Origin of the sequence: Candidatus Rhodobacter oscarellae, from assembly GCF_001078595.1 — a bacterium.
Classification (GTDB): Bacteria; Pseudomonadota; Alphaproteobacteria; order Rhodobacterales; family Rhodobacteraceae; genus Rhodobacter_B; species Rhodobacter_B oscarellae.
The window spans coordinates 1,713,871-1,740,698 of record NZ_LFTY01000002.1; the positions used below are offsets into that span (position 1 = coordinate 1,713,871).

Annotated in this window: 26 protein-coding genes and 1 tRNA gene; 16 read left to right on the top strand and 11 right to left on the bottom strand. The window is 62.2% G+C overall.

What is annotated here, in order from left to right:
* Nucleotides 1–170: 170 nt before the first annotated feature.
* From AIOL_RS24455 to AIOL_RS13140, 3 genes are read left to right on the top strand one after another with little or no spacing between them, the layout of a single operon-like run.
* The gene (locus AIOL_RS24455) at nt 171–977 is read left to right on the top strand and encodes a DNA adenine methylase (protein ID WP_082152575.1); all 807 of its coding nucleotides are present in this window, start codon (nt 171–173) and stop codon (nt 975–977) included.
* On the top strand, nt 977–1,510 hold the full coding sequence (locus AIOL_RS13135) for a hypothetical protein (RefSeq protein ID WP_049643398.1): 534 nt from the start codon (nt 977–979) through the stop codon (nt 1,508–1,510). The genes AIOL_RS24455 and AIOL_RS13135 overlap by 1 nt, the downstream gene beginning before the upstream one ends.
* Nucleotides 1,510–2,661, top strand: a complete 1,152-nt coding sequence (locus AIOL_RS13140) for a DGQHR domain-containing protein (RefSeq protein ID WP_049643399.1) — start codon at nt 1,510–1,512, stop codon at nt 2,659–2,661. The genes AIOL_RS13135 and AIOL_RS13140 overlap by 1 nt, the downstream gene beginning before the upstream one ends.
* 443 nt (nt 2,662–3,104) lie before the next feature.
* Here AIOL_RS13140 and AIOL_RS24460 read toward each other — a convergent pair whose 3' ends face one another.
* Together AIOL_RS24460 and AIOL_RS13145 are read right to left on the bottom strand one after the other, a co-directional pair.
* Nucleotides 3,105–3,752: a peroxiredoxin-like family protein gene (locus tag AIOL_RS24460; RefSeq protein ID WP_082152577.1), complete on the bottom strand. Its 648-nt coding sequence runs from the start codon at nt 3,750–3,752 to the stop codon at nt 3,105–3,107.
* Between the two features lie 251 nt (nt 3,753–4,003).
* A tRNA-Ser gene (locus tag AIOL_RS13145) sits at nt 4,004–4,091 on the bottom strand.
* A 403-nt stretch (nt 4,092–4,494) separates the two neighbouring features.
* Here AIOL_RS13145 and AIOL_RS13150 point away from each other — a divergent pair.
* The 11 genes from AIOL_RS13150 (at nt 4,495) to AIOL_RS13195 (ending at nt 15,516) form a co-directional block, all read left to right on the top strand.
* Nucleotides 4,495–5,361, top strand: a complete 867-nt coding sequence (locus AIOL_RS13150) for an SPOR domain-containing protein (protein WP_235439014.1) — start codon at nt 4,495–4,497, stop codon at nt 5,359–5,361.
* Between the two features lie 75 nt (nt 5,362–5,436).
* Complete coding sequence (locus AIOL_RS13155) at nt 5,437–6,594, top strand: D-alanyl-D-alanine carboxypeptidase family protein (RefSeq protein ID WP_049643401.1); 1,158 nt, start codon at nt 5,437–5,439, stop codon at nt 6,592–6,594.
* 484 nt (nt 6,595–7,078) lie between these two features.
* Entirely contained in the window at nt 7,079–7,699 is a 621-nt protein-coding gene (gene tmk, locus AIOL_RS13160; RefSeq protein ID WP_049643402.1) for a dTMP kinase, read from the top strand.
* Nucleotides 7,696–8,817 (top strand): DNA polymerase III subunit delta', encoded by a 1,122-nt coding sequence (locus AIOL_RS13165; RefSeq protein WP_049643403.1) that lies wholly within the window; start codon nt 7,696–7,698, stop codon nt 8,815–8,817. The genes tmk and AIOL_RS13165 overlap by 4 nt, the downstream gene beginning before the upstream one ends.
* Nucleotides 8,818–8,830: 13 nt before the next feature.
* Nucleotides 8,831–9,634: a TatD family hydrolase gene (locus AIOL_RS13170; protein ID WP_049643404.1), complete on the top strand. Its 804-nt coding sequence runs from the start codon at nt 8,831–8,833 to the stop codon at nt 9,632–9,634.
* Nucleotides 9,634–10,431, top strand: a complete 798-nt coding sequence (locus tag AIOL_RS13175; protein WP_049643405.1) for an MBL fold metallo-hydrolase — start codon at nt 9,634–9,636, stop codon at nt 10,429–10,431. Before AIOL_RS13170 ends, AIOL_RS13175 begins: the two co-directional genes overlap by 1 nt.
* Nucleotides 10,432–10,438: 7 nt before the next feature.
* Complete coding sequence (locus AIOL_RS13180) at nt 10,439–11,368, top strand: AEC family transporter (protein WP_049643406.1); 930 nt, start codon at nt 10,439–10,441, stop codon at nt 11,366–11,368.
* 503 nt (nt 11,369–11,871) lie between these two features.
* The gene (locus tag AIOL_RS13185) at nt 11,872–13,176 is read left to right on the top strand and encodes an HlyC/CorC family transporter (protein ID WP_049643407.1); all 1,305 of its coding nucleotides are present in this window, start codon (nt 11,872–11,874) and stop codon (nt 13,174–13,176) included.
* 52 nt (nt 13,177–13,228) lie between these two features.
* Entirely contained in the window at nt 13,229–13,390 is a 162-nt protein-coding gene (locus AIOL_RS25520; RefSeq protein WP_160314484.1) for a hypothetical protein, read from the top strand.
* Nucleotides 13,391–13,478: 88 nt separating this feature from the next.
* On the top strand, nt 13,479–14,294 hold the full coding sequence (locus tag AIOL_RS13190) for an alpha/beta fold hydrolase (RefSeq protein ID WP_152912524.1): 816 nt from the start codon (nt 13,479–13,481) through the stop codon (nt 14,292–14,294).
* Nucleotides 14,295–14,343: 49 nt separating this feature from the next.
* Nucleotides 14,344–15,516, top strand: coding sequence for a cytochrome P450 (locus AIOL_RS13195; protein WP_049643409.1), 1,173 nt, complete (start codon nt 14,344–14,346; stop codon nt 15,514–15,516).
* 130 nt (nt 15,517–15,646) lie between these two features.
* Here AIOL_RS13195 and AIOL_RS13200 read toward each other — a convergent pair whose 3' ends face one another.
* Nucleotides 15,647–17,215 (bottom strand): helicase HerA-like domain-containing protein, encoded by a 1,569-nt coding sequence (locus tag AIOL_RS13200; RefSeq protein ID WP_049643410.1) that lies wholly within the window; start codon nt 17,213–17,215, stop codon nt 15,647–15,649.
* Nucleotides 17,216–17,635: 420 nt separating this feature from the next.
* Here AIOL_RS13200 and AIOL_RS13205 point away from each other — a divergent pair, with 420 nt between their 5' ends.
* Nucleotides 17,636–18,283, top strand: coding sequence for an invasion associated locus B family protein (locus AIOL_RS13205; RefSeq protein WP_049643411.1), 648 nt, complete (start codon nt 17,636–17,638; stop codon nt 18,281–18,283).
* Between the two features lie 4 nt (nt 18,284–18,287).
* On the opposite strand, the gene AIOL_RS13210 is transcribed toward AIOL_RS13205, so the two are convergent.
* From AIOL_RS13210 to AIOL_RS13225, 4 genes are read right to left on the bottom strand one after another with little or no spacing between them, the layout of a single operon-like run.
* The gene (locus AIOL_RS13210) at nt 18,288–19,499 is read right to left on the bottom strand and encodes a beta-ketoacyl-[acyl-carrier-protein] synthase family protein (protein ID WP_049643412.1); all 1,212 of its coding nucleotides are present in this window, start codon (nt 19,497–19,499) and stop codon (nt 18,288–18,290) included.
* Nucleotides 19,496–19,756: an acyl carrier protein gene (locus tag AIOL_RS13215; protein ID WP_049643413.1), complete on the bottom strand. Its 261-nt coding sequence runs from the start codon at nt 19,754–19,756 to the stop codon at nt 19,496–19,498. The genes AIOL_RS13210 and AIOL_RS13215 overlap by 4 nt, the downstream gene beginning before the upstream one ends.
* Before the next feature lie 29 nt (nt 19,757–19,785).
* Entirely contained in the window at nt 19,786–20,883 is a 1,098-nt protein-coding gene (gene lpxD / locus AIOL_RS13220) for a UDP-3-O-(3-hydroxymyristoyl)glucosamine N-acyltransferase (protein ID WP_049643414.1), read from the bottom strand.
* Nucleotides 20,884–20,936: 53 nt separating this feature from the next.
* The gene (locus AIOL_RS13225) at nt 20,937–22,505 is read right to left on the bottom strand and encodes a L,D-transpeptidase family protein (RefSeq protein WP_049645435.1); all 1,569 of its coding nucleotides are present in this window, start codon (nt 22,503–22,505) and stop codon (nt 20,937–20,939) included.
* 373 nt (nt 22,506–22,878) lie between these two features.
* Between AIOL_RS13225 and AIOL_RS13230 the strand changes: the two genes are divergently transcribed.
* On the top strand, nt 22,879–23,448 hold the full coding sequence (locus AIOL_RS13230) for a YcbK family protein (RefSeq protein ID WP_049643415.1): 570 nt from the start codon (nt 22,879–22,881) through the stop codon (nt 23,446–23,448).
* A gap of 45 nt (nt 23,449–23,493) precedes the next feature.
* Here AIOL_RS13230 and AIOL_RS13235 read toward each other — a convergent pair whose 3' ends face one another.
* The 4 genes from AIOL_RS13235 to fdhD are packed head-to-tail and all read right to left on the bottom strand — an operon-like array spanning nt 23,494 to nt 26,729.
* Entirely contained in the window at nt 23,494–24,747 is a 1,254-nt protein-coding gene (locus AIOL_RS13235; RefSeq protein WP_049643416.1) for a molybdopterin-binding protein, read from the bottom strand.
* Complete coding sequence (mobB, locus tag AIOL_RS13240) at nt 24,747–25,259, bottom strand: molybdopterin-guanine dinucleotide biosynthesis protein B (protein ID WP_049643417.1); 513 nt, start codon at nt 25,257–25,259, stop codon at nt 24,747–24,749. Before mobB ends, AIOL_RS13235 begins: the two co-directional genes overlap by 1 nt.
* Nucleotides 25,256–25,867 (bottom strand): molybdenum cofactor guanylyltransferase MobA, encoded by a 612-nt coding sequence (gene mobA / locus AIOL_RS13245; RefSeq protein WP_049643418.1) that lies wholly within the window; start codon nt 25,865–25,867, stop codon nt 25,256–25,258. Before mobA ends, mobB begins: the two co-directional genes overlap by 4 nt.
* On the bottom strand, nt 25,860–26,729 hold the full coding sequence (fdhD, locus tag AIOL_RS13250; RefSeq protein WP_082152579.1) for a formate dehydrogenase accessory sulfurtransferase FdhD: 870 nt from the start codon (nt 26,727–26,729) through the stop codon (nt 25,860–25,862). The genes mobA and fdhD overlap by 8 nt, the downstream gene beginning before the upstream one ends.
* Between the last annotated feature and the right edge of the window lie 99 nt (nt 26,730–26,828).

Here is a 26,828-nt window from a genome sequence, read left to right on the forward strand (position 1 = left end):
ACTAACGGAACATGGGGGTAAACCATTATTTTCAAAGCCAATCTGATAGCGGCGGCGCAACTATTCCCGCCGATACTTTGCTGACCAAACCCCTTGAACTTCTCCTTCATGCCCATGCATACTGCAACGATCTTTGATTGAGTCGAATTTTCCGGCGGGACGAGCATACTATGGGCAAGAAGAACGTTGTTCCATTCTTGAAATGGGCGGGCGGCAAGCGGTGGCTTGTTGAGCAACAAGACACCCTGTTCGACATATCTTTCGAACGATACATTGAGCCATTTCTGGGGAGCGGCTCGGTTTTCTTTTCGATTCAACCGTCAAATGCGATTTTATCAGATGCAAATGCACGATTGATCGAGTGCTACAAGAGCATTCAAAAAAATTACGCAAGAATTGAAGAGCTATTGCGAGACCACCACAAGAACCATTCAAACGAATACTATTACGAAGTTCGTTCTGCCAGCTTTGGCGACCCTACAGAACGAGCAGCACAATTTATCTACCTGAACAGAACATGTTTCAATGGCCTCTATCGGGTTAACCTAAAGGGACAATTTAACGTTCCGATTGGAACGAAAACCTCCGTAGTCCTTCCGACAGATAAATTCGCCAAGATTTCAGACGTATTGAAGAACATCCAATTGAATACTTGCGACTTCGAGGAAACCATATCCAAAGCCGGAGCTGGGGATTTGGTTTACTTGGACCCCCCTTATACCGTAAAACATAATTACAATGGATTTTTGAAATATAACGAAAAAATCTTCAGCTGGGATGATCAAGTCCGTTTGAAAGACTGTGCCGCGGCGGCTGCCTCTCGGGGGGCGACCGTGATCATTTCGAATGCAGCACATTCAAGCCTACGAGAACTTTATCAAGATGCCCGATCAGTTAAAACGGTTCGGCGTTCCAGCGTCTTGGCTGCAAGCTCTGCAAAACGAGGCTGCGTTGAAGAGATTTTGGTGGTGTTCTAATGATCAAAAAACTTTCCACCTATATACCGGAAATTATCCCTGCCCGAACTCTACAGTTCATAACCGACTGCTTTATGGTCTTAGTGGAAGCAATAATCGTTCTTCTAATTGTGCACGTCCCTCTGGTTTTGAGCCTGATTTACAAGAAGATTGGCTCCGAAGGAACGTCCATTGTTGAAACAGTATTTGAAAGCTATCAGGTTGGTGATGTGCTTGGATACGTTGCTGGCTTGTTGGCTTCATCAACTGCCTACTTTTTCGTCCGCTTCCGATACGCACGATACAAACCCTACACAATGGCCGTTGTCGCTTTTTCCCCAGTCATTTTGATTTTCTTTGCAGCCCCCGTGTTTTTTCGGGACTTGGATGGCAATATCTCAACAGGAACGTTCACGAATAACTACATTATTGGGCTATTGGCTTTTGCAGCTGCGATATGGCTCTTCTCTTTGTATCAGCAGAAAGCCATCTCGAGGATATCCGGAGATTCCGGCGCAGACGACCTCATGAAGAGAGTGCATAGGCCGAAATGATGACCCAGAAAAATACAATCTCGTTTCCAGCCATAAAAATGAAGCAGCCTATTGGCGAGTTTCTTGTTGGCGCGATGCAAGCTAATGATCTCGTCAAGGTTTCATATGCAGACGTCCGTCGTTTGCACGAAAACGAAATGGACGACTACATCGGGATCCAGAGAAGGCTAACACTCCAGCGTTCTAAAGAGCTGAAGGAATACGTGAACTCTTTTGATGCCACATTCCCAACAGCGGTGATCCTCTCAGTAAAAGAAGAAAACGCCGTCTATGACGAGGAGAAAAGAGAGCTTACGTTAGTTGGAACTGACGATACACCAATTGATGACGTAGCAAAAATAATCGACGGACAGCATAGAGTAGACGGATTGTCGGCCTTCAAAGGCGAGACCTTTGAGGTCAATGTGTCTATTTTTGTCGGCGTCGATATTGCCACACAGGCAAACATTTTCGCCACCGTTAATTTGGCCCAGACAAAGGTCAACAGAAGCCTTGCATATGACTTGCTTGCATATGAGAACTTGCGTAGCCCTCAGAAAGTAGCTCATCATATCGCCGTAGCTCTTGATGGTTTGGAATACAGCCCGTTTTTCCACCGAGTTAAACGCCTCGGGAGTGCCACTCCCGGCCGAAAGAACGAGACCATTACTCAGGCCGCTATGGTTGAATCAATCTTGGACCTCACATCAAAGGATCCAATGACTGATCGTAATTCCTTTTTTCATCGTCTGCGAATTTCGCCACCTACCGAGGACGAACTTGAAAGGTTCCCTTTCCGTCAGATGTTCCTTGAGAAGCAGGATGATAAAATTACACAAATCCTTCTCAACTATTTTACGGCAGTGAAAGTAAAATGGCCCGACTCGTGGGAAGATCTTGACCGAAAAGGTAATGTTCTTCCGAAGACTAACGGCTTAAAGGCGCTCATGCGGTTTCTAAAAATCGTGTATCCGCTCACCAGCGGAGGCGACTATTCAGCCGTTCCCACGAAATCGGCGTTTTCAGCATACTTTGAAAAAGTTGCGCTTAAAGATGCCGACTTTAACACCGATACGTTTAAGCCAGGGACCTCCGGCGAAGCGACTTTGCTTAAAGTTCTTAGACAGTCATTGGAGGAGAACAGCGAAGTTCAGGATCCCTTGATTTCCTGATCGCACAGTTCCTGCTCCACCGACGCAGTTTCAGCCTATCAATGGTGACAATGAGGCTGTGTGTCATGCTTGACCTTAAGCCACATCCCATGGCACAGACTCTTACACATCCGGAGTCGGTGGAGATACTCGGAGCGAAAAATCGTTTTTTTCAGTGGTGTTGATCGTGCATTGCGCGCCCTACCGCCGGAGCCAACAAAAACAAGGCCTTAGCGGGAAATCGCTAAGGCCTTGATCGTTTTTAGTCTCAGAATAGGCTCAGAAATCACGATATTTTGAGGAGGACTTCTATGTTCAGCGATGATCAGGCGACAAGTTGCGTGACAGCTAAACCAACGCAAAGTGGCGCAGGCCGACATAGATAAGAAATGCAGCGAATGCCTAAAGTGAGCCCAGATCGGGCATTGCGCCGCTTCCGTCAGCGGTTATTTGGGCGCCATGTTTTACAATAATGCCAGCACAAGCTTGGGGTCTTGCCTTTGACGGTAGTCAGGCCCGCAATCAGCGAGCAAGATGCGCTGATCTTGCCCAATCAAAAAGGTCGCCGTGACTGGCACGTCCCATTTCCCATTGCTATTTCGGCTACCGACGTCTGTTCTTAATTCGACAAGTTTTTCGCGAACATTTTTTGGCAACGAAAAAGTGAGGCCATATGCATCACCAACAGAATTGTCAGCATCGCAAAGAAGCTCATAGCTTAGCCCCGTGGCCTTCCTAAATTTGCGACCGTTTTCGGATGACTCGGGCGAAATCGCGTAAAGCGTCGCTCCTTTGGCAGTGATTTCAGGCACGTAGCTCTGCCAAACTTTGAGGGTTACATCGCAAAAGTTGCACCAACTACCACGATAAAACGTCAAGATGACCGGGCCATGAAGTAGGGTCTCTTTCAGAGAAATCGTCTGATCTGTAGAAGCTAGGAGCGAAAAATCAGGAGCCATATCGCCCGCTTGAAGAGGAGTCACCGTTGCCAAATGCGATATAGCCTTCGAAATCTGAGCATCGAACAGCACACGAATTTCCTCGCCACGTCGGCCAATAATTTCTTTCTCTACTTCGGCCAGTTCTTGATTAATTGATGTGTTTTCAGCCATTTCCAAGTCAAGCCTTTCATGAAATATTGTGGCTTTGGTGTTTCGCAACACTCTAACAGGGCTTGAGAAAGAAGAAAGTGTGAGGTTTGAGGGCGTCGCGATGACGGCTCTGTCCGCTTCTTCCTCTATTGCCAAATAGGCGAACCGGATTAATTAGAACCCAACCGGAGGACAGTTTGTTTTCAATGCGAGTAAAGTACTGAAAAATATGTCCCAAATTGGGAAATCTCATACTTCCTCAGAGGTTTGGGTGGCGGAGAAGGAGGGATTCGAACCCCCGGAGGCTTTCACCTCAACGGTTTTCAAGACCGCCGCATTCGACCACTCTGCCACTTCTCCGTTGCGGGACACATAGGCCCGATTGCCGACTGAGCGCAAGACGCGCTCGCACTAAGACAGGCGGCCACGATGCCGCATTTTTGCGGCGCGGCGGTGCATAAGATCACCGATCGCGCGGGCCTCACACAGCGAGCCATCCAGCAGGGCTAGCGCGGCCATGCCCGCGCCGGGATCCGCGCGCGCTGCTTGCGGGCCGGCACGCGCGGCAATGTCACAACAAGCGCTGAAAAGCGCCCACCGCCCATTGGACTCTTTCCAAAATCGAACATCTGGGCTATCTTGGCAGTGGTCGCGTGCAGCCCGCGCGCGGCATCGAGCAATAAAAGCCTGGCAATGATCGGGCATTAGGGGGCACGGCATGGCAAGAACGCGGACAGGGCGCATAGCCCTTATACTGTGTAGTGTGAGCATCTTAGCAGCCTGCGAAAAGGGCGGCGGCTTCGCTTTCACCAAAGACAAAGGCTCCGCCGGAGCGGAGGTCAACAGCCTAGAGACGCCAAACGCGTCCTCGGTGAAGCTGATCGAACGCGACGTCGAAGCCCCCGAGGCCTTCCAGGCCAGCGATCAGGGCCTGTGGGACGGGCGCCCGTCGCTGGGCGGCGTTTGGGTCGCACACCCGGACGTGAAGGCACCCGAGCGGGTGATCATCCGCAATGAAGAGAACGGCAAGTTCGTGATCGGTGCGCTGTTCAAGCGCGAGCGCGACAATCCCGGCCCACGCATCCAGGTCAGCTCTGACGCCGCTTCGGCGCTGGGCATGCTGGCGGGCGCGCCCGACGCCCTAAACGTCACCGCGTTGCGGCGCCAAGAGGTGCCTGTGAACGACGGTCCTGCCGCGCCCGTGGCAACCGGGCCCGAGGCCCTACCGCCGCCGGAGGCGATCCAGACCGCATCGCTTGATCCTATCGCCGCGGCCAGCGCCGCGCTCGACGAGGTTGAGGCCTCAGTCGCCGCCGCGAAGCCCGCCGTGAAGCCCGTGCAAACGGCATCGCTGGCCCCAACGCCCACGCCAAAGCCTGCACCCGCGGCCTCCAAGCTCAGAGAGCCCATCATCCAGATCGGCCTCTTCAGCGAAGAGCAGAACGCGACAAACACCGGCGCCGCCCTGCGCAACGCCGGGATCCTGCCCACGATCAAGACCCATAAAAGCAAGGGCAAGACCTACTACCGCGTGACGATCGGCCCTGCGCCGAATTCTGCCGAACGCGCGGCAATGCTGAAAAAAGTGAAGGACTTGGGCTATTCCGACGCCTATTTTGTGACTAATTAGGTCTAGCCTGGGCGCGCATCAACGGCCCCCGCCGGTGCGCGCCAACCAAAACACAAAAGGACCCGCTGTCACGCCATGCGCTCTGCCCCTCTGCTCGCCGCACTTGTCCTATCGTTTCTGACCACGCTGCCCGGCTGGGCCTTCGACACATCCGCGCGCGCGGCCTATGTCTATGACGTGAACACCGAAACCGTGCTGATGGCCAAGGACATCGACCAGCCCCTGCCCCCGGCCTCGATGTCCAAGCTGATGACGCTGAACATGCTCTTTGAGGCGCTGCGCGACGGGCGCGTCTCGCTGGACACGCGCTTCACGGTGTCGACCAAGGCCCGGAACATGGGCGGCTCGACCATGTTCCTGACCGAGCAGGACCGGCCCACCGTGGAAGAGCTGATCAAGGGCATCATCGTGCTGTCGGGCAACGACGCCTGCGTCGCCGTGGCCGAGGGGCTTGCCGGCACGGAAGAGGCCTTTGCCCAGCTCATGAACCAACGCGCCAAAGCGCTTGGCATGAACAACTCCACCTTCGCAAATTCAAGCGGCTGGCCGCACCCAAACCAGCGCATGTCGATGCGCGACCTCGGCACGCTCGCGACCCGGTTAATCCAGGAGTTCCCGGAATATTACGGCTACTTCGCCATGACCGAGTTCGAATGGGACGGGCGGGCGCCGCAGAACCGCTTTAATCGCAACCCTCTGTTGAAGCTTGGGATCGGCGCGGACGGGCTTAAAACCGGCCACACGTCCGAGGCGGGCTATGGCCTGGTAGGCTCGGCCCTGCAGGCCAACCGCCGGGTGATCTTTGTGCTGAGCGGGCTCGACAGCCAGCAGGCCCGCGCGCAGGAATCCGAGCGCGTGGTCAACTGGGCCTTCCGCCAATTCGTCGAGCGCACCATCGTGGAAAAGGACGAACGCGTGGCCGAGATCCCTGTTTGGCTGGGCGAGGCAGAGAAGGTCGGCGTGCTGATCTCTGACGAGGTGCGGATGCTGATCCCCGCGCTGGTGCAGGGCGAGATCCCCGGCGAGATGACCTATCGCACCCCGCTTGAGGCGCCAATCACCAAGGGGCAGGTCATCGGAGAGCTGATCGTGCGCGTGCCGGATATGCCTGAGGCGCGGGTTGATCTGATCGCCGACCGGGACGTGGCCCGTGGCGGTTTCATGCCGCGGGTGCGCACCGCCGCACGGCTGCTTTTTGCGCGCATCGCTGGAACGGCAGCCGAGCTGCTGTGACATGCTTCGGCACTTGGCCGAAAAGGGCCTGGAGCTGGCGTTGAAGATCTGCCGCCCCGGACTTGATCCAGGGCCTCCACCTTGAACCGAGCGCAACATGGGCAGCGGCCGACCTGGAGGTCGCCTGCGCATCATCTCCGAAGGTCGCCCGGTTCTGATAAACGCAATCGCTTCTTTGGTATGCGACGTGGCAAAAGCGGCCTCCTGGGGGAGGTCGGCCGCTGCCCGAGGCAAGCTCGGGCGGTTGCACTGCTTGAGTAGCCATGCGTCTGGTGTCGGCAAGCGCCGCTAGAGCGTTGTATGCTGTGCTCAGCGTCCGCTCCAGACCAAAACTGACCAAACGCACGGGGCTTCGAATTCAACTGTGAGACCTGGCCGGCGCGCTGATCACGCAGAGATACCGACATACTGTAAATGCTCGACACCCCACGCATGATTTCCTACTAAGCCAATTCCATGTCCCATTGGAGCGACTGCAACACAGATGGCCGGACATTTCATCACCTTCGAGGGCATTGACGGCTCGGGCAAGTCGACGCAGGCGCGTCTTTTGGCCGACGCGTTGCGGGCCGAGGGCCGTGATGTCGTGCTTACCCGCGAGCCGGGTGGCTCCAAGGGCGCCGACGAGATCCGGCGTCTGTTGCTTGAGGGCGACCCCGACCGCTGGTCCGCCGAGACCGAGATCCTGCTCTTCACCGCCGCGCGGCGCGACCATCTGGAGCGCCTCATCGAGCCGGCCTTGGCCGCGGGCAAGATCGTCATCTGTGACCGCTTCGCCGACAGCACCCGCATGTATCAGGGGCTCTCGCGCGGGAACCTGCGCGCCAAGGTGGACGCGCTGCACGCGCTTATGATCGGGCGCGAGCCGGACCTGACCGTGCTGATCGACATGGACCCCGCAACCGGCCTGACCCGCGCCAAAGGGCGCAACGGCCACGAAGAACGCTTTGAGGATTTCGGCGTCGAGCTGCAGGCGCAGATGCGCGCGGGCTTCCTTGCGCTTGCCGAGGAATTCGCCCCGCGGTTCCGCTTGATCGACGGCGCGCGCGATATGGAGAGCGTGGCGCGGGACGTGATGGCCTGCCTGCGCGAGGCCTTGGCATGATCGACCCCGAGGATATCCCCCAGCCCGACTGCGCCCCCGGCGCGCCGCATCCGCGCGAGGCGCAGCACCTGATCGGTCAGGAGGCCGCCGAGCGCGACTTTCTTGCCGCCTATAACGGGCAGCGCCTGCACCACGCCTGGCTGATCACCGGCCCCCGCGGCGCGGGCAAGGCAACGCTGGCCTGGCGCCTGGCGCGGTTCCTGCTGGCGACACCGATTGACGATGGCGGGCTCTTTGGAGCGCCCGAGCCCCCCGAGACGCTTGATATCGCCCCGGATCATCCGGTCAATGCCCGCGTCCTGGCCCTGTCAGAACCGCGGCAGGCCCTTCTGCGCCGCCCCTGGGACGACAAGACCGAGCGCCTGCGCGCCGAGATCACCGTGGACGAGGTGCGCAAGCTCAAGGCGTTCTTCTCGCTCTCGGCCACCGATGGCGGGCGCCGCGTTGTGATCGTGGACGCCGCCGACGAGATGAACGTGAACGCGGCAAACGCGCTTCTGAAGTTGCTGGAGGAGCCGCCCGCTGACACCGTGCTGCTGCTGGTCTGCCACCAGCCCGCGCGGCTCTTGCCCACGATCCGCAGCCGCTGCCGGGTTCTGCGCTGCGAACCCCTGTCACCGCAAGACATCGCCACGGTCCTGACGAATTCCGACGCCCCGGAGACCGACGACCCAGAGGCGCTCGCCGCGCTTTCGGGCGGCTCACCCGGCGCGGCGCTGCGGCTTTTGAACCAGGACGGGCTGGCGCTTTATAAGAGCTTGGTCGAGGTCTTCTCGCAGCCCCGCGACCGCCAGGCGGCGCTGACGCTGTCCAACGCGATGGTTGGGCGGCAGAACGCCGAGAAACTCGCCCTGCTCTTGGAATTGCTCGACCACTTCATGGCCCGCCTGGCCTGCGCGGGCGTCACCGGGCCCCCTGCCCCAGAGGCCGCGCCCGGCGAGGCTGCCCTTTTTGCACAGCTCTGCCCAAGCCCCGCCCATGCCCGCCGCTGGGCCAGCCTACAGCAAGAGATTAGCGCCCGCGCCCGCCACGCTGTTGCGGTCAATCTTGACCCCGCCGCGCTGATCCTTGATATCGTCATTAAGTTCCACGAGACCGCGGCAGACATGGCCGCCTAAGCGAGCCCTGCGGATGCCCGAACCCGAGATCACTGACAGCCATTGCCATTTGGACTTCGACTCCTTCGACGAGGACCGCGACGCCGTGGTGGCCCGCGCCCTAGAGGCCGGGGTGACGCGGATGGTGACGATCTGCACCAAGCTGCGGCTGGAGCCGCAGGTCCGCGCCCTGGCCGAGCAATACGCGCCGGTCTTCTACGCCGCGGGCACCCACCCGATGAGCGCCGCCGAGGAGCCCCTGGCCACGCTGGACGACCTGACCGCCCTGGCCGCGCATCCGAAATTCGTGGGCATCGGCGAGACCGGGCTGGACTATCACTACACCGCCGACAGCAAGGCCATCCAGCAAGAGAGCCTACGCATCCATATCGAGGCCGCACGCCAGACCGGGCTGCCGCTGATCATCCACTCCCGCGATGCGGATGAGGACATGACCCGCATCCTGACCGAGGAGCACCGCGCCGGCGCCTATGGTTGCGTGATGCATTGCTTCTCTTCCGGCCGCGCCCTGGCCGAGGCGATGCTGGGCTTGGGCTTTTATCTCTCGATGCCAGGAATCGCCGCCTTCCCGAAATCCACCGAGCTGCGCAGCATCTTCGCCGACGCGCCGGTGGACCGCATCCTGGTGGAGACCGACTCGCCCTATCTGGCGCCACCGCCCTATCGCGGCAAGCGCAACGAGCCGTCCTACACCGTGCACACCGCCAAGGTCGGCGCCGAGCTCTTCGGGATGGAGTATCCCGCGTTTGCCGCCCAGACCCAGGCCAATTTCGACGCGCTCTTTACCAAGGCCGCCGCGCATAGGCAGGCCGCCTGATGGCGGAGCTGCGCTTTACCATCCTGGGCTGCGGCTCCTCTGGGGGCGTGCCGCGTCTGGGCGGGCATTGGGGCGACTGCGATCCCAGCAACCCCAAGAACACGCGGCGGCGCTGCTCGATGCTGGTGGAGCGCGAGACTGAGGACGGCGTGACCGCGGTGCTGATCGACACCTCTCCGGACCTGCGCGCGCAGCTGCTGGATGCAGAGGTCGGGCGGCTCGACGGGGTGGTCTATACGCATTCCCACGCCGACCACGTGCATGGGATCGACGACCTGCGCATGATCGTCTTCAACATGCGCCAGAGGGTGCGGGTCTGGGCCGATGGGCCAACGCAGGACGCGCTGCTCAGCCGGTTCGGCTATGCGTTTGTGCAGCCCGAGGGCTCGCCCTACCCGCCCATTCTCGATCTGAAGACCATCGACGGGGACGTGACCATCGACGGGCCCGGCGGGCCCATCACCTTGACGCCCTTCGAGGTCGGGCACGGCGCCATCGACAGCCTAGGGTTCCGGGTCGGCGATCTGGCCTATCTGCCGGATGCGGCCGAGATGTACGCCCCCGCCTGGGACGCCCTGAGGGACCTGGATTGCTGGGTGGTGGACGCGCTGCGCCGCACCCCGCACCCGACGCATTCGCATCTGGAGAACACCCTGGCCTGGATCGAGCGCGCGGCCCCGCGCCGCGCCGTGCTGACGAATATGCATATCGATCTGGACTACGCGACCCTGGCCGCCGAGACACCCGAGCACATCACCCCCGCCTATGACGGCATGGTGATCCGCTACACGGTCTAGGGCGCCCATGGCCGCACTCCTGAGCGTCATCCTTCCCGTCTTCCTGGTGGTGGGCTTTGGCTACGTTTCGGTCTGGCGCAGCTGGCTGAGCGACGAGCACATCAGCGGCCTGATGAAGTTCGCGCAAAACTTCGCCATTCCCTGCCTTCTGTTTGTGGCCATCGCGCGGCTTGACCTTGGGCAGACCTTCAGCACGGGGCTTATCTTTAGCTTCTACGCAGGTTCCACCACGGGGTTCTTGGCGGGCCTTCTGGGCGCGCGCTTCCTCTTTGGGCGCCCATGGGAGGATTGCGTAGCCATTGGGTTCGCGACGCTTTTCTCGAATTCAGTGCTGATGGGCCTGGCGATCACAGAGCGCGCCTATGGGGCGGACGCGCTGGGGCCGAACTATGCCATCGTGGCGATCCACGCGCCCTATTGCTACATCCTGGGCTTCGTGGTGATGGAGCTGGTGCGCGCGCGCGGCGCGGGCGCGCGGCAGGCGGCGCGGGCCATTGGCGGCGCCATCATAAAGAACGCCCTGATGATCGGCATCGCGCTGGGTTTCCTGGTCAACATCACGGGGATCCCCCTGCCCGACTTCGCCTGGGACGGCGTGGAGCTCATGGCCCGCGCGGGCCTGCCGGCGGCGCTTTTTGGGCTGGGGGGCGTCCTGTTCCGCTACCGCCCCGAAGGCGACATGGCGACCATCGCCTATGTCTGCGCGGTGTCGCTCTTGATGCACCCATTGATCGTCTGGGTGCTGGGCCGGACGGTGGAGCTGTCGACCGGCGAGTTCCGCTCGGCCGTTTTGACCGCGGCAATGGCGCCGGGGGTGAACGCATACATCTTCGCGAACATGTATGGGGTTGCGCGCAGGGTGGTCGCGTCCAGCGTGTTGATCGGCACGGGGCTTACGGTGATCTCGGCCTCCATTTGGTTGTCTTTTTTGCCTTGAGTGACCGTCGGTATGACGGTGGCGCTTGGCCTAGAGGGAGCGTTGCCAACAGGCGCACTGCTTAGACAACGCTTCCCGATACCAGACGCTACGGAATCCAAACAGCGCAACCGCCCGAGCTTGCCTCGGGCAGCGGCCGACCTCCCCCAGGAGGCCGCTTTTGCAACGTCACAACCCATTGGAACGCTGGCCTTCTCGAAGATCGCTCGCAAGACAGAACTGTAGCGCAAGCGACCTCCAGGTCGGCCGCTACCCGGGTCGCGTTTGGTTCAAGGTGGAGGCCCGGGGTCAAGCCCGGGGCGGCGGATTTCTAATGACGGCCCCAGGCCACCAACGGACCATCACAAAACGCCGTCATGGCCCTGCGCGTTGGAATAGGGACCGCTTAAGATCAAGTTTTCTCGGTCGATCCACCCAAGATCGCGCGCCCGCATCCCCTAGTTTCCTTGAAAGCTGCCGCCCTCGGCCCCATAAGACCCCTGTAGAAAAGGATGACAAGCGCTATGGACGACCCCTCGCCAATTCTTGATGCAGCTTTCTGGATCAGTGCCGCGGCCATCGCCGGGCTGCTGGTGCTCTCGGCGTTCTTTTCGGGGTCCGAGACCGCGCTGACCGCCGCAAGCCGGGGCAAGCTGCGCAGCCAGGCAGACCGTGGGAATCGTGGCGCCGCGCGGGCCTTGCAGATCACGGAGGACAACGAGCGGCTGATCGGGTCGGTCCTTTTGGGCAACAACCTTGTGAACATCTTGGCGGCGTCGCTCGCCACGGCGCTGTTCACCCGGCTCTTTGGCGAAAGCGGCGTGGCGCTGGCGACGCTGGTCATGACGCTCTTGGTGCTGGTCTTTGCCGAGGTGCTGCCCAAGACCTATGCGATTACGAATTCCGAGCGCGCCGCGGCGCTGGTCTCGCCGGTCATCCGCTGGGTTATTGTGGTCTTTGCCCCCGTCGTGGCAGCGGTGCGGGCGCTGGTGCGCGGCATCCTGGCGCTCTTTGGCGTCGAGGTCGACCCGGCCAATCAGCTCTCCGCCGTGCGCGAGGAGATCGCGGGCGCCATCGCGCTTGGCCATTCCGAGGGCGCCGTGGAGAAAGAGGACCGCGACCGCATTCTGGGCGCGCTGGACCTGGGCGACCGCACCGTGGACGAGATCATGCGCCACCGCAGCGACATCGAGATGATCGACGCGGGCCTAACCCCCGAGGAGGTGCTGGAGCGATGCCTTGGCTCGTCGCACACGCGCCTGCCCGTCTACAAGAACGACCCCGAGAACATTGTGGGCGTCATCCACGCCAAGGATCTGCTGCGCTCGATGTTCGCCCATGGGCGCGACGCCACCGGGGACGACCCGTTCCAGGATTTCGACATCCAGGCGGTCTCCAGGACGCCCTATTTCGTGCCCGAGACGACCTCGCTTGACGACCAGATGCGGGAATTCTTGCGCCTGCATACGCATTTCGCCTTGGTTGTGGACGAATACGGCGCGTTGCAGGGGCTCATTACGCTCGAGGACATCCTTGAGGAGATCGTCGGCGAGATCACTGACGAGTTTGACCTGGGCGACGACCCCGAGCTGCTGCGCTCGGATGACGGGCATTTCCTGATCGACGGCGCGATGACGATCCGCGACCTGAACCGCGCGGCCGATTGGTCGCTGCCGGACGAAGAGGCCAACACCGTGGCCGGGCTGGTGATCCACGAGGCGCAGATGATCCCAACCAAGGGCCAGGTCTTTTCCTTCCACGGCTTCCGTTTCGAGGTGGCCGAGCGCGAGGCCAACCGCATCACCCGGCTCAAGATCAGGCCGCTTTAGGTACATCTGCCCTGTGCCGCGCCTGGTGCGGTGTACCGAATGGGCCCCCTGCTTGGACCGGCCATACATCGAACCCGTCGTTACCGGGGGAAACAGTGCGCCGGTCCGCAAGCGCGGCTTTGGTAAGGACCTGCTGCTGCGCGTCACCGAGGACCGGGCGAACTTCCTGGGCCACTATATCCGCGTGACCGTGCCAAAGGTCTACCGATACTGAGCGCGCCGGGTCCGGCCCACCCAGGTCCATTGTCGTCCGATTCGGATGAAGGTATGCTTAACCAAAATGGACCTGGGCCCGCGCCCATTTGAAGCGGCCCCGCGATGCAAGCGAGCGCCATATGCATGTCGAGATCGCAGATACCGGCAGCGGCCTACCGATCCTTTTCGTGCCAGGCTCGTTCAGCACGCCCGCCGCGTGGCGGCCCATCCAAGCGCAGCTGCCGCAGGGGTTCCGCCGTGTCTCAATCGCGCTTTGCGGCTATGGGCGCACAGAGGACACCCGCAGCCTGCACGATTGCGGCTTTGAGCATCACGTCTTGGCGCTCGCGACCGCTGCGCGTCAGATCGGAGAGCCGGTGCACCTGGTCGGCCATTCCATGGGGGGCACGGTGGCGCTCTTGGCGCTGCTCCAGGGCGCGGTTGAGGCGCTGACCCTCACCACGTTTGAGGCCAATATCTTCCCAATTCTGCGCGGCACCTCTGAACAGGCGCTCTATGACGAAACCCTTGCGATGAGCACCGCCTTCGAGGCGGCCTATTTCGCCGGTGAGGTCGACGCGGCGGGGCGGATCATCGACTTCTGGGGCGGCGACGGCGCCTTTGCTGCCATGCCCGAGCCGGTCCGGGAATACTGCCGCCAAACCTGCCTGGCCAACGTGCTGGACTGGCGCGGGGTGCATTCGATCACCGCCCGGGCGGAGGATTTCGCGCAGCTCGCTCTCCCAACGCGGCTTGTGACCGGCGCCAAGGCGCATCCCGTGATGCATGCTCTGACGGCGCGTCTGTTAGGCGCGATGCCGCATGCCGATGCCGCCCAGGTCAACGGCGCCAACCATTCCTTGATCACCACCCATCCCCAGGACTGCGCGCGGCATCTCGTGGAAACGCTTGCACGCGTTTGACTTTTCAGTCGTCGGTTGTACCGTCGCACGAACCACTCGAGGACTAAGCATGCCGCTGGCACCATCAAACGAAGAGATCACCATCGCGGAGCTCACCCGCGACCCCTACCCGATCTACAGGCGCCTGCGCGCTGAGACCCCCGTGTTGCGCGTGAAGTCGGTTGGGCGCACGATGCTCACCAAGGCCGCGGATACCAGATATGTGAAGGAGAACCCCGAGCTCTATAGTTCCGACGACCCGAATACGCCGATGCAGCGCGCCTTCCGCGCGCACACCTTGATGCGCAAGGACGGCGAGACCCACCGGGCCGAGCGCATGGCGATGGCGCCGACCTTTGCTCCGAAGGTGATCAAAGAGCATTGGACCCCGCTCTACCAAAAGACCGCAGAGGCGTATGTTGACAGGCTGCCGCGCGGCGAGGTGGTCGACCTCTTCCCGGCGCTGGCCGCGCCCTACGCGTCCCGGGGTCTGGCCTATCTTCTGGGGCTGGACGAGGCGAGCGACGCCGACATGGCCCGCTGGAGCCAGGTTCTGATCGACGGGGCAGGCAATTTCGGCTGGCGCGAGGAGCCCTTCGCGGTCTCGGACGCGGCCAATGACGAGATGGACGCGCTCTTTGAAAGCCTCAATGACCGCCATAGGGCCGAACCGAACCCCTCTGCGCTCTCGGTCATGCTGAATGCGGAAAACCCGATCCCCAAGAGCCAGGTTTACGCCAACATCAAGATCGCCATCGGTGGCGGGATAAACGAGCCGCGCGACGCGCTCTGCACGGTGCTATACGGGCTTCTCAGTAACCCCGAACAACTGCGCCACGCGAAAGAAAGCAATGACTGGACCACGGCTTTTGAGGAGGCGGTGCGTTGGGTCGCGCCAATACAGGTCAGCTCGCGCCTGGTGACCCAAGACACCGAGATCCGCGGCTTTACGATCCCCAAGGGCGACACGGTTATGACGATCCAGGCCAGCGCGTGCCGCGACGAAGACATCTACGGTGAGGATGGCGAGGACTATAATATGTTGCGTCCCAAGGCCCCGCATCAGGCCTTCGGCAATGGGCCGCATTTCTGCCAGGGCACCCATGTGGCGCGCCGCGCGGTGGCCGAGGTGATGCTGCCGCTGCTGTTTGACCGCTTCCCGCAGATGGAGCTGGCCGGCGATGTCGTGTGGCAGGGCTTTGGGTTTCGCGGCCCGATCACGCTGCCAGTGCGGCTGCAATAGGCGCTTTCCGCTTCACCTTGTTCCAAATACGCATCGCTGCCCGTGCAACCCGCGCCGCCCCCCCTGTGTTCCGCGTCGCCTCGCAACACGCATAAAAAAGAGCGTGCGGTAGCACACATTTTGGTAACAGCTACCGCCCCTTAAAGAGCCCGCCCAGGATGCCGCGCACGATGCGCCGCCCGGTTGTGCCCTTCAACTCCTTGATAACGGCGGATTGCAGCGCAGAGCCGAATGTCTCGGGCGCACCCCGCGCCCGCGAACGGCTGCCGCCATAGCTGCGCGACGAAGATCGCGGCTGCCCGCCACCTGAATAGCGCCGCGCCGTCTGGTATTCGCGCTCCTCCTCTTGCTCCAATCGCTCGGCCGCCTCCTCCGCCCTGCGGGCGTCCTCGGCAGCTTTATCTGCCCGCGCACGCAGCTTCTCAAAGGCGCTTTCGCGGTCCACCTTCGCCTCGTATTTCCCCGCTAAGGGCGAGGCCTCTACAACGCGCCCGCGCTCGGCCTTGCTGATCGGTCCAAGCTGCGAGGATGGCGGGCGGATCAGCGTCCGCTCGGCCACGCCAGGCACGCCCTTGTCCTCAAGCATAGAGGTCACCGCCTCGCCCACGCCGACCTCGCGGATCGCGGCCTCGATGTCAAAGCGCGGGTTCTCGCGATAGGTCTGCGCCGCACGCGAGAGCGCCTGCTTGTCGCGCGCCGTAAACGCACGCAAAGCGTGCTGGATGCGGTTGCCCAGCTGGCCCAATATGTCCTCGGGCACATCCGCAGGGTTCTGCGTGATGAAGTAGACGCCCACGCCCTTAGACCGGATCAGCCGCGCCACCTGCTCGACCTTGTCGATCAGCGCCTTGGGCGCGTCGTCAAACAGCAGATGCGCCTCGTCAAAGAAGAAGACCAGCTTTGGCTTGTCTGGGTCGCCAACCTCCGGCATCTCCTCGAAAAGCTCCGAGAGCAGCCAAAGCAGGAAGGTGGCATAAAGCTTGGGCGACTGCATCAGCTTGTCGGCGGCCAGGATGTTGATGCGCCCGCGCCCGTCCGGGTCAACCGCCATAAGATCATCCAGCGCCAAGGCGGGCTCGCCAAAGAGCCCGGCCCCGCCCTGGTTCTCTAGCACCAAGAGCTGGCGCTGGATCGCGCCGATGGAGGCGTTCGAGATATGCCCGTACATCAGCGACAGATCCGGCGCGTTCTCGCCCACAAACACCAGCAGCGCGCGCAGGTCCTTGAGGTCGAGCAGCGCCAGCCCCTCTTCATCGGCCAGGCGGAAGGCGATGTTCAACACGCCCTCCTGCGCCTCCGAGAGGTCCAAGAGCCGCGCCAGCAGCAGCGGTCCCATCTCGGCCACGGTGGTGCGGATCGGGTGGCCTTGATCGCCGAACAGGTCCCAGAAGGTCACCGGGAAGGCCTCGTAGGCATAATCCGCAAAGCCGATCGTGCCCGCGCGCTTCATGAAGGCGTCGTGCAATTTGAAGCTCTCCGAGCCCGACGCCGCCAGACCGGACAAATCGCCCTTAACGTCGGACAAGAACACCGGGACGCCCGCCTTCGAGAAGCCCTCGGCCAGGATCTGAAGCGTCACTGTTTTGCCGGTGCCCGTGGCCCCCGCGATCAGCCCATGCCGGTTTGCATATTGCAGCGATAACCCTTGTTGAGTGCCATATCCGTCGTCGCCGCTGCCAACAAAAATGTGATCGTCCATACTCGCAACCGTCCCCAAAATTTTTTCCACAGCACGAACATACATTCTTAACCTTTCTGCGCCAGTCTGCATCGCGTCCAGAGGGCTCTATGGCCACCTGGATTGACTTCCTCCCTGTCAGACTTGCCGCGCCCACGGGCGCGGCTTTTTTATTTCCGACCGACGAACAAATTTGTGAATTATTGCCTGTTGACGTGACTTGGCAAAGGCCGTAGCGTTCCCAACATAATTCGTCGGCCAGTCCGGCAGGGAGAGAAACGATTGAAGAAGGACCCGTTTAACGCGGGTCCTTCTTCTCTTTCTAACCCGCCCAGCCACTGAGCAAAACGACGCTCATCGGGCGCGATTTCGGCGCTGACAGTCCGTTCGGGCCATGCTAAATCCACCACCACGACGCAGTTAACAAAAACCGGACCCCGAATGACGCAGCTTATCAGATCCTTTTTTGTCGCGGCGCTGCTTGCTGGCGCCGCCCCGGCATTTGCGCAGACCACAGACACCACCGCGGCCGAGAACGCCGAGGAGGGCGCGACCCCGAACCCGCTTGAGCTTTCGATGGGCGAGCCAGACATCAATGTCGGCGACATCTACTTGGAAGAGCAATTCACGGATTGGGAGGTCCGCTGCATTAAGTCCGAGAACGGCAACGATCCGTGCCAGCTCTATCAGCTGATCCGCGACGGCCAAGGCGAGAACGGTGGCACCCCCGTCGCCGAGATCAACATCTTCCCCATCGGGGGAGAGGGTCAGCCCGCTGCGGGCGCCACGATCATCACTCCGCTGGAGACGCTGCTGACGCAACAGCTTGGTCTGTCGATTGATGGCGGCCAGGTGCGCAAATACCCCTTCAGCTGGTGCAGCCAGATCGGATGCTTCGCGCGCGTTGGCTTCTCAGATGAGGACGTGAACGCCTTTCGGCGCGGGGTGAATGCGAATGTGATCATCGTGCCTGTCGCCGATCCGAGTCAAAAGATCGGCCTTCGGGTCTCGCTGGCCGGTTTCACCGCTGGTTTCAAATCCTTGGTTGACCGCGCTGCCGCCGCCGCGGCTGCGGCACCCGCAGAGTAAGATCCTAAGCCGCGCGGAGCGCCAGCACCGCGTTCAGGCCCCCAAACGCGAACGCATTTGAAAGCGCGACGTCCACCTTGGCGTCGCGCGCTTCGTTCGGGACGACGTCTAGCGCGCATTCCGGGTCGGGCTCTTCATAGCCAATGGTCGGCGCGACCACGCCGTCTCGCAGCGCCATGACGCAGGCCAAGAGCTCTACCGCGCCGGTGCCGCCGATCAGATGCCCGTGCATGGATTTTGTCGACGAGATCAGCAGGTTATCCGCGTGCGTCCCAAAGGCATCGGCCACCGCGGCGCATTCGGTTTTGTCATTCGCGGCGGTCCCGGTGCCGTGGGCATTGATATAGCCCACCTCCTCGCGGTTCAGCCCGGCATCCTTCAGCGCGCCGGTGATGGCGCGCTCTGCGCCCTGGCGCGAGGGCATCACGATATCGGCCGCGTCCGAGCTCATCGCAAAGCCCACCACCTCGGCCAGGATCTCGGCCCCGCGCTTCCTGGCGTGCTCGCGCTCTTCGAACACAAAGACGCCGGCGCCCTCGCCCTGCACCATGCCGTTTCGTGTGGCCGAGAACGGGCGGCAGGCGTCCTTGGACATCACGCGCAAGCCCTCCCAGGCCTTCACCCCGCCAAAGCACAGCATCGCCTCGGAGCCGCCGGTGACCATCGCCGTGGTCATGCCCGAGCGGATCATATGGAACGCCTGCCCCATCGCGTGGTTCGACGAGGCACAGGCCGTGGCCACGGTAAAGCTCGGCCCCTTGAGGTTCCAATGCATCGAGACATGGCTGGTGGCGGCGTTGTTCATAAGCTTGGGCACGATGAAGGGATGCACCCGGTTCTTGCCCGCCTCATAAACGGCGCGATAATTCTCGTCCTGCGTCGACAGCCCGCCGCCAGAGGTGCCCAGAATGACCCCAGAGCGCGCCGCCAGCGCGCCCGAGAACTCTAGGCCTGACTGGGCGATCGCCTGCTCGGCCGAGAGCATCGCGAACTGCGTGAACCGGTCATAAAGCGATATCTGCTGGCGGTTGAAATGCGTGTGCTCGTCATAGCCGGTCACCTGCCCGCCGATCTTGACCATAAGCCGGTCCACGTCCGGGATATCCAGGGGACCGATGCCGCAATGACCTTCGCGCATGGCCCGCAGCGTGCTGGGCACGTCCTGCCCCAACGCGTTGATCGTGCCCGCGCCGGTGATCACGACGCGCTTGGTCATGACGCCTGATCTTTGACCAATGTCTCCACCGCCGTGACGATCGCTGCCACCGAGGAGATGTCGAACTCGCTTTTCTCCGGCTCGTTGGCGTTGAACGGCACCTGGATGTCGAACTCCTCTTCGATGGCGAAGATCGATTCCACCAGCCCCAGACTATCGATTCCAAGCGACGCTAGATTGTCGTCGAGATTTACATCCCCGACGTCCAAAAGCGCCTGATTGGCCAAAATCTCTATGACCTTCTCGCCGACCGCCATATTACCCCACCTTGCGTCTTGGCGCTGATTTAGTCATTGCCGCCCGGTTTGGGAACCGCTTTCTGCAACTGCGCCACCTGAGCGGCCAGCCGCGGCAGGCGGCGCAACGCCTTATATGTCTCGACATGGGTTTCCATCTTGACCGCCGGGTAGCCCAACAGCACCCGCCCTGCGGGCGCGTTGGACAGGATCACTGTGCCGCCGCCCGCCACCACGCCGTCGCCGATAAAGATGTTGTCCACAACGCCCACCTGCCCGCCGAGGATCACGTTGTTGCCGATCTTCACGCTGCCGGCGATGCCCACCTGGCCCGCAAAGAGACAGTCCTTACCCACCTCGCAATTATGCGCCACATGCACCTGGTTATCTATCTTGCAGCCGTTCCCGATCCGCGTGGGCCGGATCGTGCCCGCATCAACGCAGGCATTACAGCCGATCTCTACGTCGTCCCCGATGATCACCGAGCCCAGCGAGTGAATGCGCGTCCAGGGCTGCGCGGCCTTCACCCCCTCAACCTCACCGAGCGTCTCGCGCGCCGCCTCGGCGCGGGACTTCTCTGGCGTGACGAACGAAAACCCGTCCGCGCCGATGGTCGCCCCGGGCTGGCCGATGAAGCGGTCTCCGATCTTGACATTGCGCCCGATCCGGCAGCCGGGATGCAAGAGCGCATCTGCGCCTATCTCACTGCCCTCGGCGACGCTGACCTGGTGGGCGATGCGCGCGCCCGCGCCGATCCGCACGCCAGGCCCGATGACGGTGAAGGGCCCAATCGCGGCGCCCGGTCCGATCTCGGCACTGGGATCAATCGCCGCGCGCGGGTCGATGCCGGGCGCGATATACGGGCCGGGGTCCAGCAAGGCGGTGAGCCCCGCCATCCCCACACGCGGTCGCCCTACGAGGATCGCGGCCTGCAACCCCAGCGCCTGCCAATCCGCGCCCTCCCAGAGGGCGGCAACCCGCGCCGCGCCCTTGGCCAGCCCGTCGGCGTATTTTGGGTCCATTGCCAGGGCGAGATCGCTTGGGCCCGCGTCTGCGGGCTCAGCGGCGCCGGTGATCTTTAGATCAGTGTCGCCCACGACCTCGGCGTCCAGCGCCGCGCCGATCTCTGATACACTAAATGCCTGCATTTGGCCTCCGCACCCTGACCCTGACGCCCAGCCCGCAGCAGGGTGCGCGAGGTTTAGCCCCGAAGCGCGCGCAGTTCCACCCCGGCCTTGCGTAAAGCGTTAAAGATCTTGGCGTCGCGCCCATACACATCGCGCCGGTAATGCACCCGGCCCTTCGCATCGGTGAAGGCGGTCCGATAGACCAGATGCACCGGCACATGCTCGTCCAGCGGCACGCGGGTGTTGCGGCCGGATTTCAGGATGCTCTGGAAGTAGTTGACCGGGTCACTTTCCTGCTTGGCCAGCAGCTTATAGGCAAAATCGAACGGGTCGTTCAGGCGGATGCAGCCATGGCTAAAGGCGCGCACTTCCCGCGCAAACAGGTTCTTTGCGGGGGTGTCGTGCAGGTAGATGTTGTGACGGTTCGGGAACATGAACTTCACCAGGCCCAGAGCGTTGCCACGGCTCGGCGGCTGACGCAGGTCGTAGGGGAAGTTGCGCGCCGAATAGGCCGCCCAATTCACGCTAGAGCGGCTCACCACCCGGCCCCGGCCATCGATAAGCTGCAGATGCCCCGCAGACCCACCGCCCGAGGCAATCATGCCCGGCAGATACTCTTTCACTGAGATCGACCGCGGCACGTTCCAGTTCGGGTTGATCTCCATGTATTCCATGATGTCCGAGAACTCGGGCGAGCGACGATCCGCGGTGTTCTTGCCGATCACGGACCGCGTGCGGAAGGTCACCTTCTCGTTGTCGACAACAGTTGCGGTGAAATCCGTCAGGTTCACCCAGATATGGCGCTTGCCGCGGGGGAGGTTCATCCAACGCTCGCGCTCGATGGCCACCAGGACGCTGGGCAGCCGCTCTTCAATCTGGCGGTTGATCTCGGTCATCGTGCCCGCACCGGCCACACCGTCCGCCGCCAATCCATGCGCCAGCTGGAACTGCTGCACGGCGGCCTGCATCGCGGCGTCGTAGCTCTGGCTTGCCGAGCGCTTCATATAGCCCATGGCAATCAGCCGATTGCGCAGCGCCACCACCGTGGAACCGCTTTGCCCCGGTTTCAGCGACCTCGCGGGAACCGTCGGCCCCCAGCCGCCGCGCCCAAGCTGCTTTTCCATCGCGACCTTTGCCTTGAGCAGGCGGGCATATTCCGGTGCCTTAGGAGGCAGCCCGCGCAGGAACTTTGTCGGGTTGGACTTTGTGAACGCCATCAATAGCTTGGTGCGGTCGCGCAGCGGCACCGCGCGGACGATCTCGCTATCCACGCGCGACGGCGTCAGGATACCGGTCTGCAGATCACGGGCGTATTTGAGGAAGATGCGGGACATCTCGACCTCGGCCTTGCCCGGCTCCCGCTTGGATGTGATCCGGCGCAGGTTCGCCTTCAGCAGCTCGGTGTTGTAGGACGCGACCGGCAGCGCGTGGTCATCGGCGTTCTTAAGCGCCTTCAGCAGCGCCGAGCGGCGGTTGCGGTCCTTGTTACCCTTGCCGGTCCAAATGGGCTTGTACCCATTCGCCCTATAGAACGCCGCGATCCCCGGATCCGAGGCAGCGGCCTCGGCCACGGCCTGCATAAACGGCGTGACCTGCGCCTTGGCGGGCACAGACAGCAAAAAAACCGCGGCGAGCACGGTCATGACACGAACAAAATGAAGCTTGGTAGGCAGCAGCAGCGCAGCGGACATCAATAAGACCCTTCGAATGAGCAAACGACTCAGGTGTACCCGATGATGGCACGTTATCGGAGACCAATAGGCATGAAACGATCACAAATTCGTAAGCGGGGAAACTGTCATATTCCGGCAACGAAACCGAAAAACTGGCGTGTTAACCAAATTCGAACACGTGTTTGGCAATATTTCGCCGATTTTGGCGGATAGCTGCAGGAATGACACAGATGCACTTGGTAAATCGACTCTGCTGTGCAATAACCGGGATGCGCCTGGGGATGGGCACTGTAACCCGCTGTAAAAGCGGAACAAATACAAGCGACGGGACGCGCTAACCACGATGTATGAGACAGGTAAGACGGCATTTACGCGCCGAGCAATCCTTGGGGCCTTCGCAGCGACCACCGTGGTTGCGGCGCCCACATTCACCAATGCCGCCGGACTTTTGCGCGGGGCGGGCGATATTCGCCGCATTCGCATGTATTCCAGCCGCACGGGCGAATCGATGGACTCGATCTATTGGATCGAAGGCGAGTACATCAAAGAGGTCATCAAAGAGATCAACTTTTTCATGCGGGACTGGCGTTCGGATCGCACCACGTCGATGGACATCCGCACGGTGGACATCATGGCCGCGTCCCACAACCTGATGGACATTTCTGAGCCTTACATGCTGCTCTCGGGCTACCGCACGCCGCAGACCAATGCGATGCTGCGCTCGCGCTCGCGCGGGGTTGCCAAAAACTCGTTGCATATGAAGGGCATGGCGGCCGACCTTCGCCTGAAATCCCGTAGCGTTGGCCAGATGGCGAAAGCCGCAGTAGCCTGTAACGCAGGCGGTGTCGGGCGCTACAGCCGTTCGAACTTCGTGCATATGGATTGCGGCACGGTCCGCTCTTGGGGCCGCTAAGCGTCCTAAATCCGCAGACATGGCCGCCCTTGGGCGGCTTTTGCGTTACAGGGTGAAGTCCGAGAAGGCGATATAGCGCACCGGGTCGCCCTGCCCCACATCTACGGCGCCGTCCGGCAGCTCTACCAAGCCCTCCGCCCAGCTCAGCCCAGAGATACGCCCCGACCCCTCCGAGGCAAAGACCGCTGCCGCGCCGTCCACCAGCCGCGCCCGCAGGTATTCTCGCCGCCCGGGCTTCTTGTTCTTCGAGAACGCCGCCGGAACCATCACGCCCGATGGCACGCGCCAGCGACCGCCAGCGAGCAAGCGGAACGCAGGCGCGCCGAACACCAGTGTGCAGACAAAGGCCGCCACGGGGTTGCCCGGCAGGCCAAAGACCGGCACACCGCGCCACATGCCCATCGCCAAGGGGCGGCCCGGCTTCACTGCAATCCGCCAAAGCCCCATCGAGCCGGTCTCGGACAAGAGCGCGGAGACATGGTCCTCGTCGCCTGCCGACGCCCCACCCGAGGTCAAGATCACATCCACCTGCGCCGCGCCCGCGTCCAGCTGTGCGCTGAGGGCGGCGGCGTCATCGCGAGCATGCCCCAAATCCACCGGAACACAGCCCATTTCCGCCAGCAACGACAGCAGCATGGGACGGTTGGCGTCGAATATCTGTCCGGTCGCGGCGGCCCCTGACACATCCACCACCTCGTCGCCGGTCGACAACACGCCGACGCGCAGGGCGCGATGGGCCACGACCTCACCCACGCCGACCGAGGCCAGCAAACCCAGCTCTTGTGCGCGCAGACGGTGCCCGGCCGGGACGGCCACCGCGCCTTCGTGGATGTCCTCGCCCGCCTTGCGCGCGTTGGCGCCGGGTTTCAGCCCGCCATGAAAGGCGATGCGTCCATCCTCGGCGGTCACGTCTTCCTCCAACACCACAGTGTCGACACCCTCTGGCAGGATCGCGCCGGTCAGGATGCGGATCGCCATACCCGCAAGCACCGCGCCCGTGAAAGGCGCTCCCGCCGCGGCGCGGCCCTCGACCAGCGGCAAGATCTGCACGCCCTGCCCCGTTGCCGCATGGGCAAAGCCGTAGCCGTCCACCGCCGAGTTTGCCGCGGGCGGATGCGCGCGGCGCGCGATGGCGTCCTCGGCCAGAAACAACCCCGCGGCACCCGCCAGCGCGACTGTCGAGACCTCTGTCACGGGCTGCAGCGCCTCGCGCAGATGCCCAAGCGCGTCGTCCACCGGGGTCCAGTCCACCCCGGGCGGCAGCGCGAAACAGTCGTTCTTTAAACGCGGCGGCTGCATCAGGCGGTTTTCGACAGAGCGGCTAGCCCGGTCTCTGCCAGGATGAAATCCGCAATCTCGGCCGTGGCATCCAGGTGGAACACCGGGCGGTCCAAGTCAGGTGCCGCATCGCTGGCCACGGCCAGCACGCTTGCGTCACCCGGCGCGATCAACGGCTGACCGGTGGCCGCGCGATGCGCCTCGACCTTGGGATGGGCGTCGCGCTTGTAGCCCTCGACCAGGACCAGGTCGACCTCTGCAAGCTGCGCCAAAAGCGCTGCAAGCGGCGGCTCTTCCGCGCCGCGATGCTCTGTCATCAGCGCCCAGCGGTTGCGCGAGCTCAACAGGACCTGATGCGCCCCGGCCTCGCGATGCCGATAGCTGTCCTTGCCCGGGTGGTCGACATCAAAGCTGTGATGGGCGTGCTTGACCGTCGACACACGAAGACCCCGACCGGCGATCTCGGCCACCAGGCGCTCCATGAGGCCGGTCTTGCCCGAGTTCTTCCACCCGACGACGCCGAATATTTTCATGGTGCGTGGTCCCTTAGGATCGTTTCAGCCGCCAGCATATCCTCGGGCGTGTTGATGTTAAAGAACGGGTCGAAAGGCTCGGCGGGAAAGGCGGCAGTGGCTGCGTTGTGCTGATCGGTCCAGGCGACGATCTTGCGCAGCCCCCCGCGCAGGGCGCCGCGCAGGTCCTCGCGCAATGCCACAGGCCAGAGCCCAAAGGTCGGGTGGCGCATCATGCCCTTTTCTGGGTGAGGCGTGGCCGCCAGCACGATCCCGTCGCCGGCATTGGCCAGCTGCGCCACCAGATCGGTCGGAAAGAAGGGCGTGTCAGCGGCCACGGTCACAATGCGCTGCGCGCCCTGACCCGCGGCCCAATCGAGCCCCGCCAGCACCCCGGCCAAGGGGCCCGGATGGTCCGGCTCGCTGTCGGGCAGCACCGGCAGGCCGAACCCGGCAAATCTTTCCGGGTCCCCGTTTGCGTTCAGGGCGAGCGCGCCGACCTGCGGCGTCAGGCGTTCCAACACACGCTCCAGAACGGGCCGTGCGCCCAGTGTTTTCAGGGACTTGTCCCCGCCGCCCATGCGCCGCGCCAACCCGCCCGCAAGGATCACGCCCAGGATCTCAGCCATCAGCGCTCTTCCTGCGATGCTTCTTACCTTCGTCGGGGATGGCGTCCAGATCCGCGTCCCAGACCAGCCGCTCGGCGCCCGAGAGGCAGACGAACCGCTTGCCGCGCATCCGCCCGATCAGCGTCAGCCCGATCTCGCGGGCGATCTCCACGCCCCAGGCCGTGAACCCCGACCGCGACGCCAAGGCCGGGATCCCCATCTGCGCGCATTTAATCACCATCTCCGAGGTCAGCCGCCCGGTGGTGTAGAGGATCTTGTCGCCCGCCTCGGCGCCTGTTTGGAACATCCAGCCCGCGATCTTGTCGACGGCGTTGTGACGGCCCACATCCTCCATATAAACCAGCGGCTTATCCTGCTGGCAGAGCACGGTGCCATGGATGGCACCCGCCTCAAGATAGAGGCTCGGCGCGGTGTTGATTTGCTGCGCCAGGGCATAAAGCCAGGAGGTGCGCAGCTCTGCCTTGGGCAGCACAATTCCCTCCAGCCCCTCCATCATATCGCCAAAAACCGTGCCCACAGCGCAGCCGGAGGTGCGCGTCTTGCGCTTGAGCTTCTCCTCGTAATCCGTTGATCTTGCAGTGCGAACCACGACCGTCTCTAACTCGTCATCATAGTCGATCCCGGTGACGTCATCCGAGCGCTGCAGCATGCCCTGGTTCAGCAGGAACCCCACCGCCAGGTAGTCGGGGTAGTCGCCGATGGTCATCGCCGTGACGATCTCTTGGCTGTTGAGATAGATCGTCAACGGGCGCTCGGTCACCACGTTCAGAGGCACTTTCGCCCCGGTATGGTCCATCCCCTCGACCGCGCGGGTCAGGCGCGGATCGGCTGGGTTGGGGGCAATCAAAAGCGGCGATCTCATGCGTCGGCTTTCCGTCGGACCTGTGTCGGGCATATGTCGGGCATATGTCGGGCATGCGTGGGACCGGCGCCCGGCCCCGCCCGCAGCACAGAGTTTCTC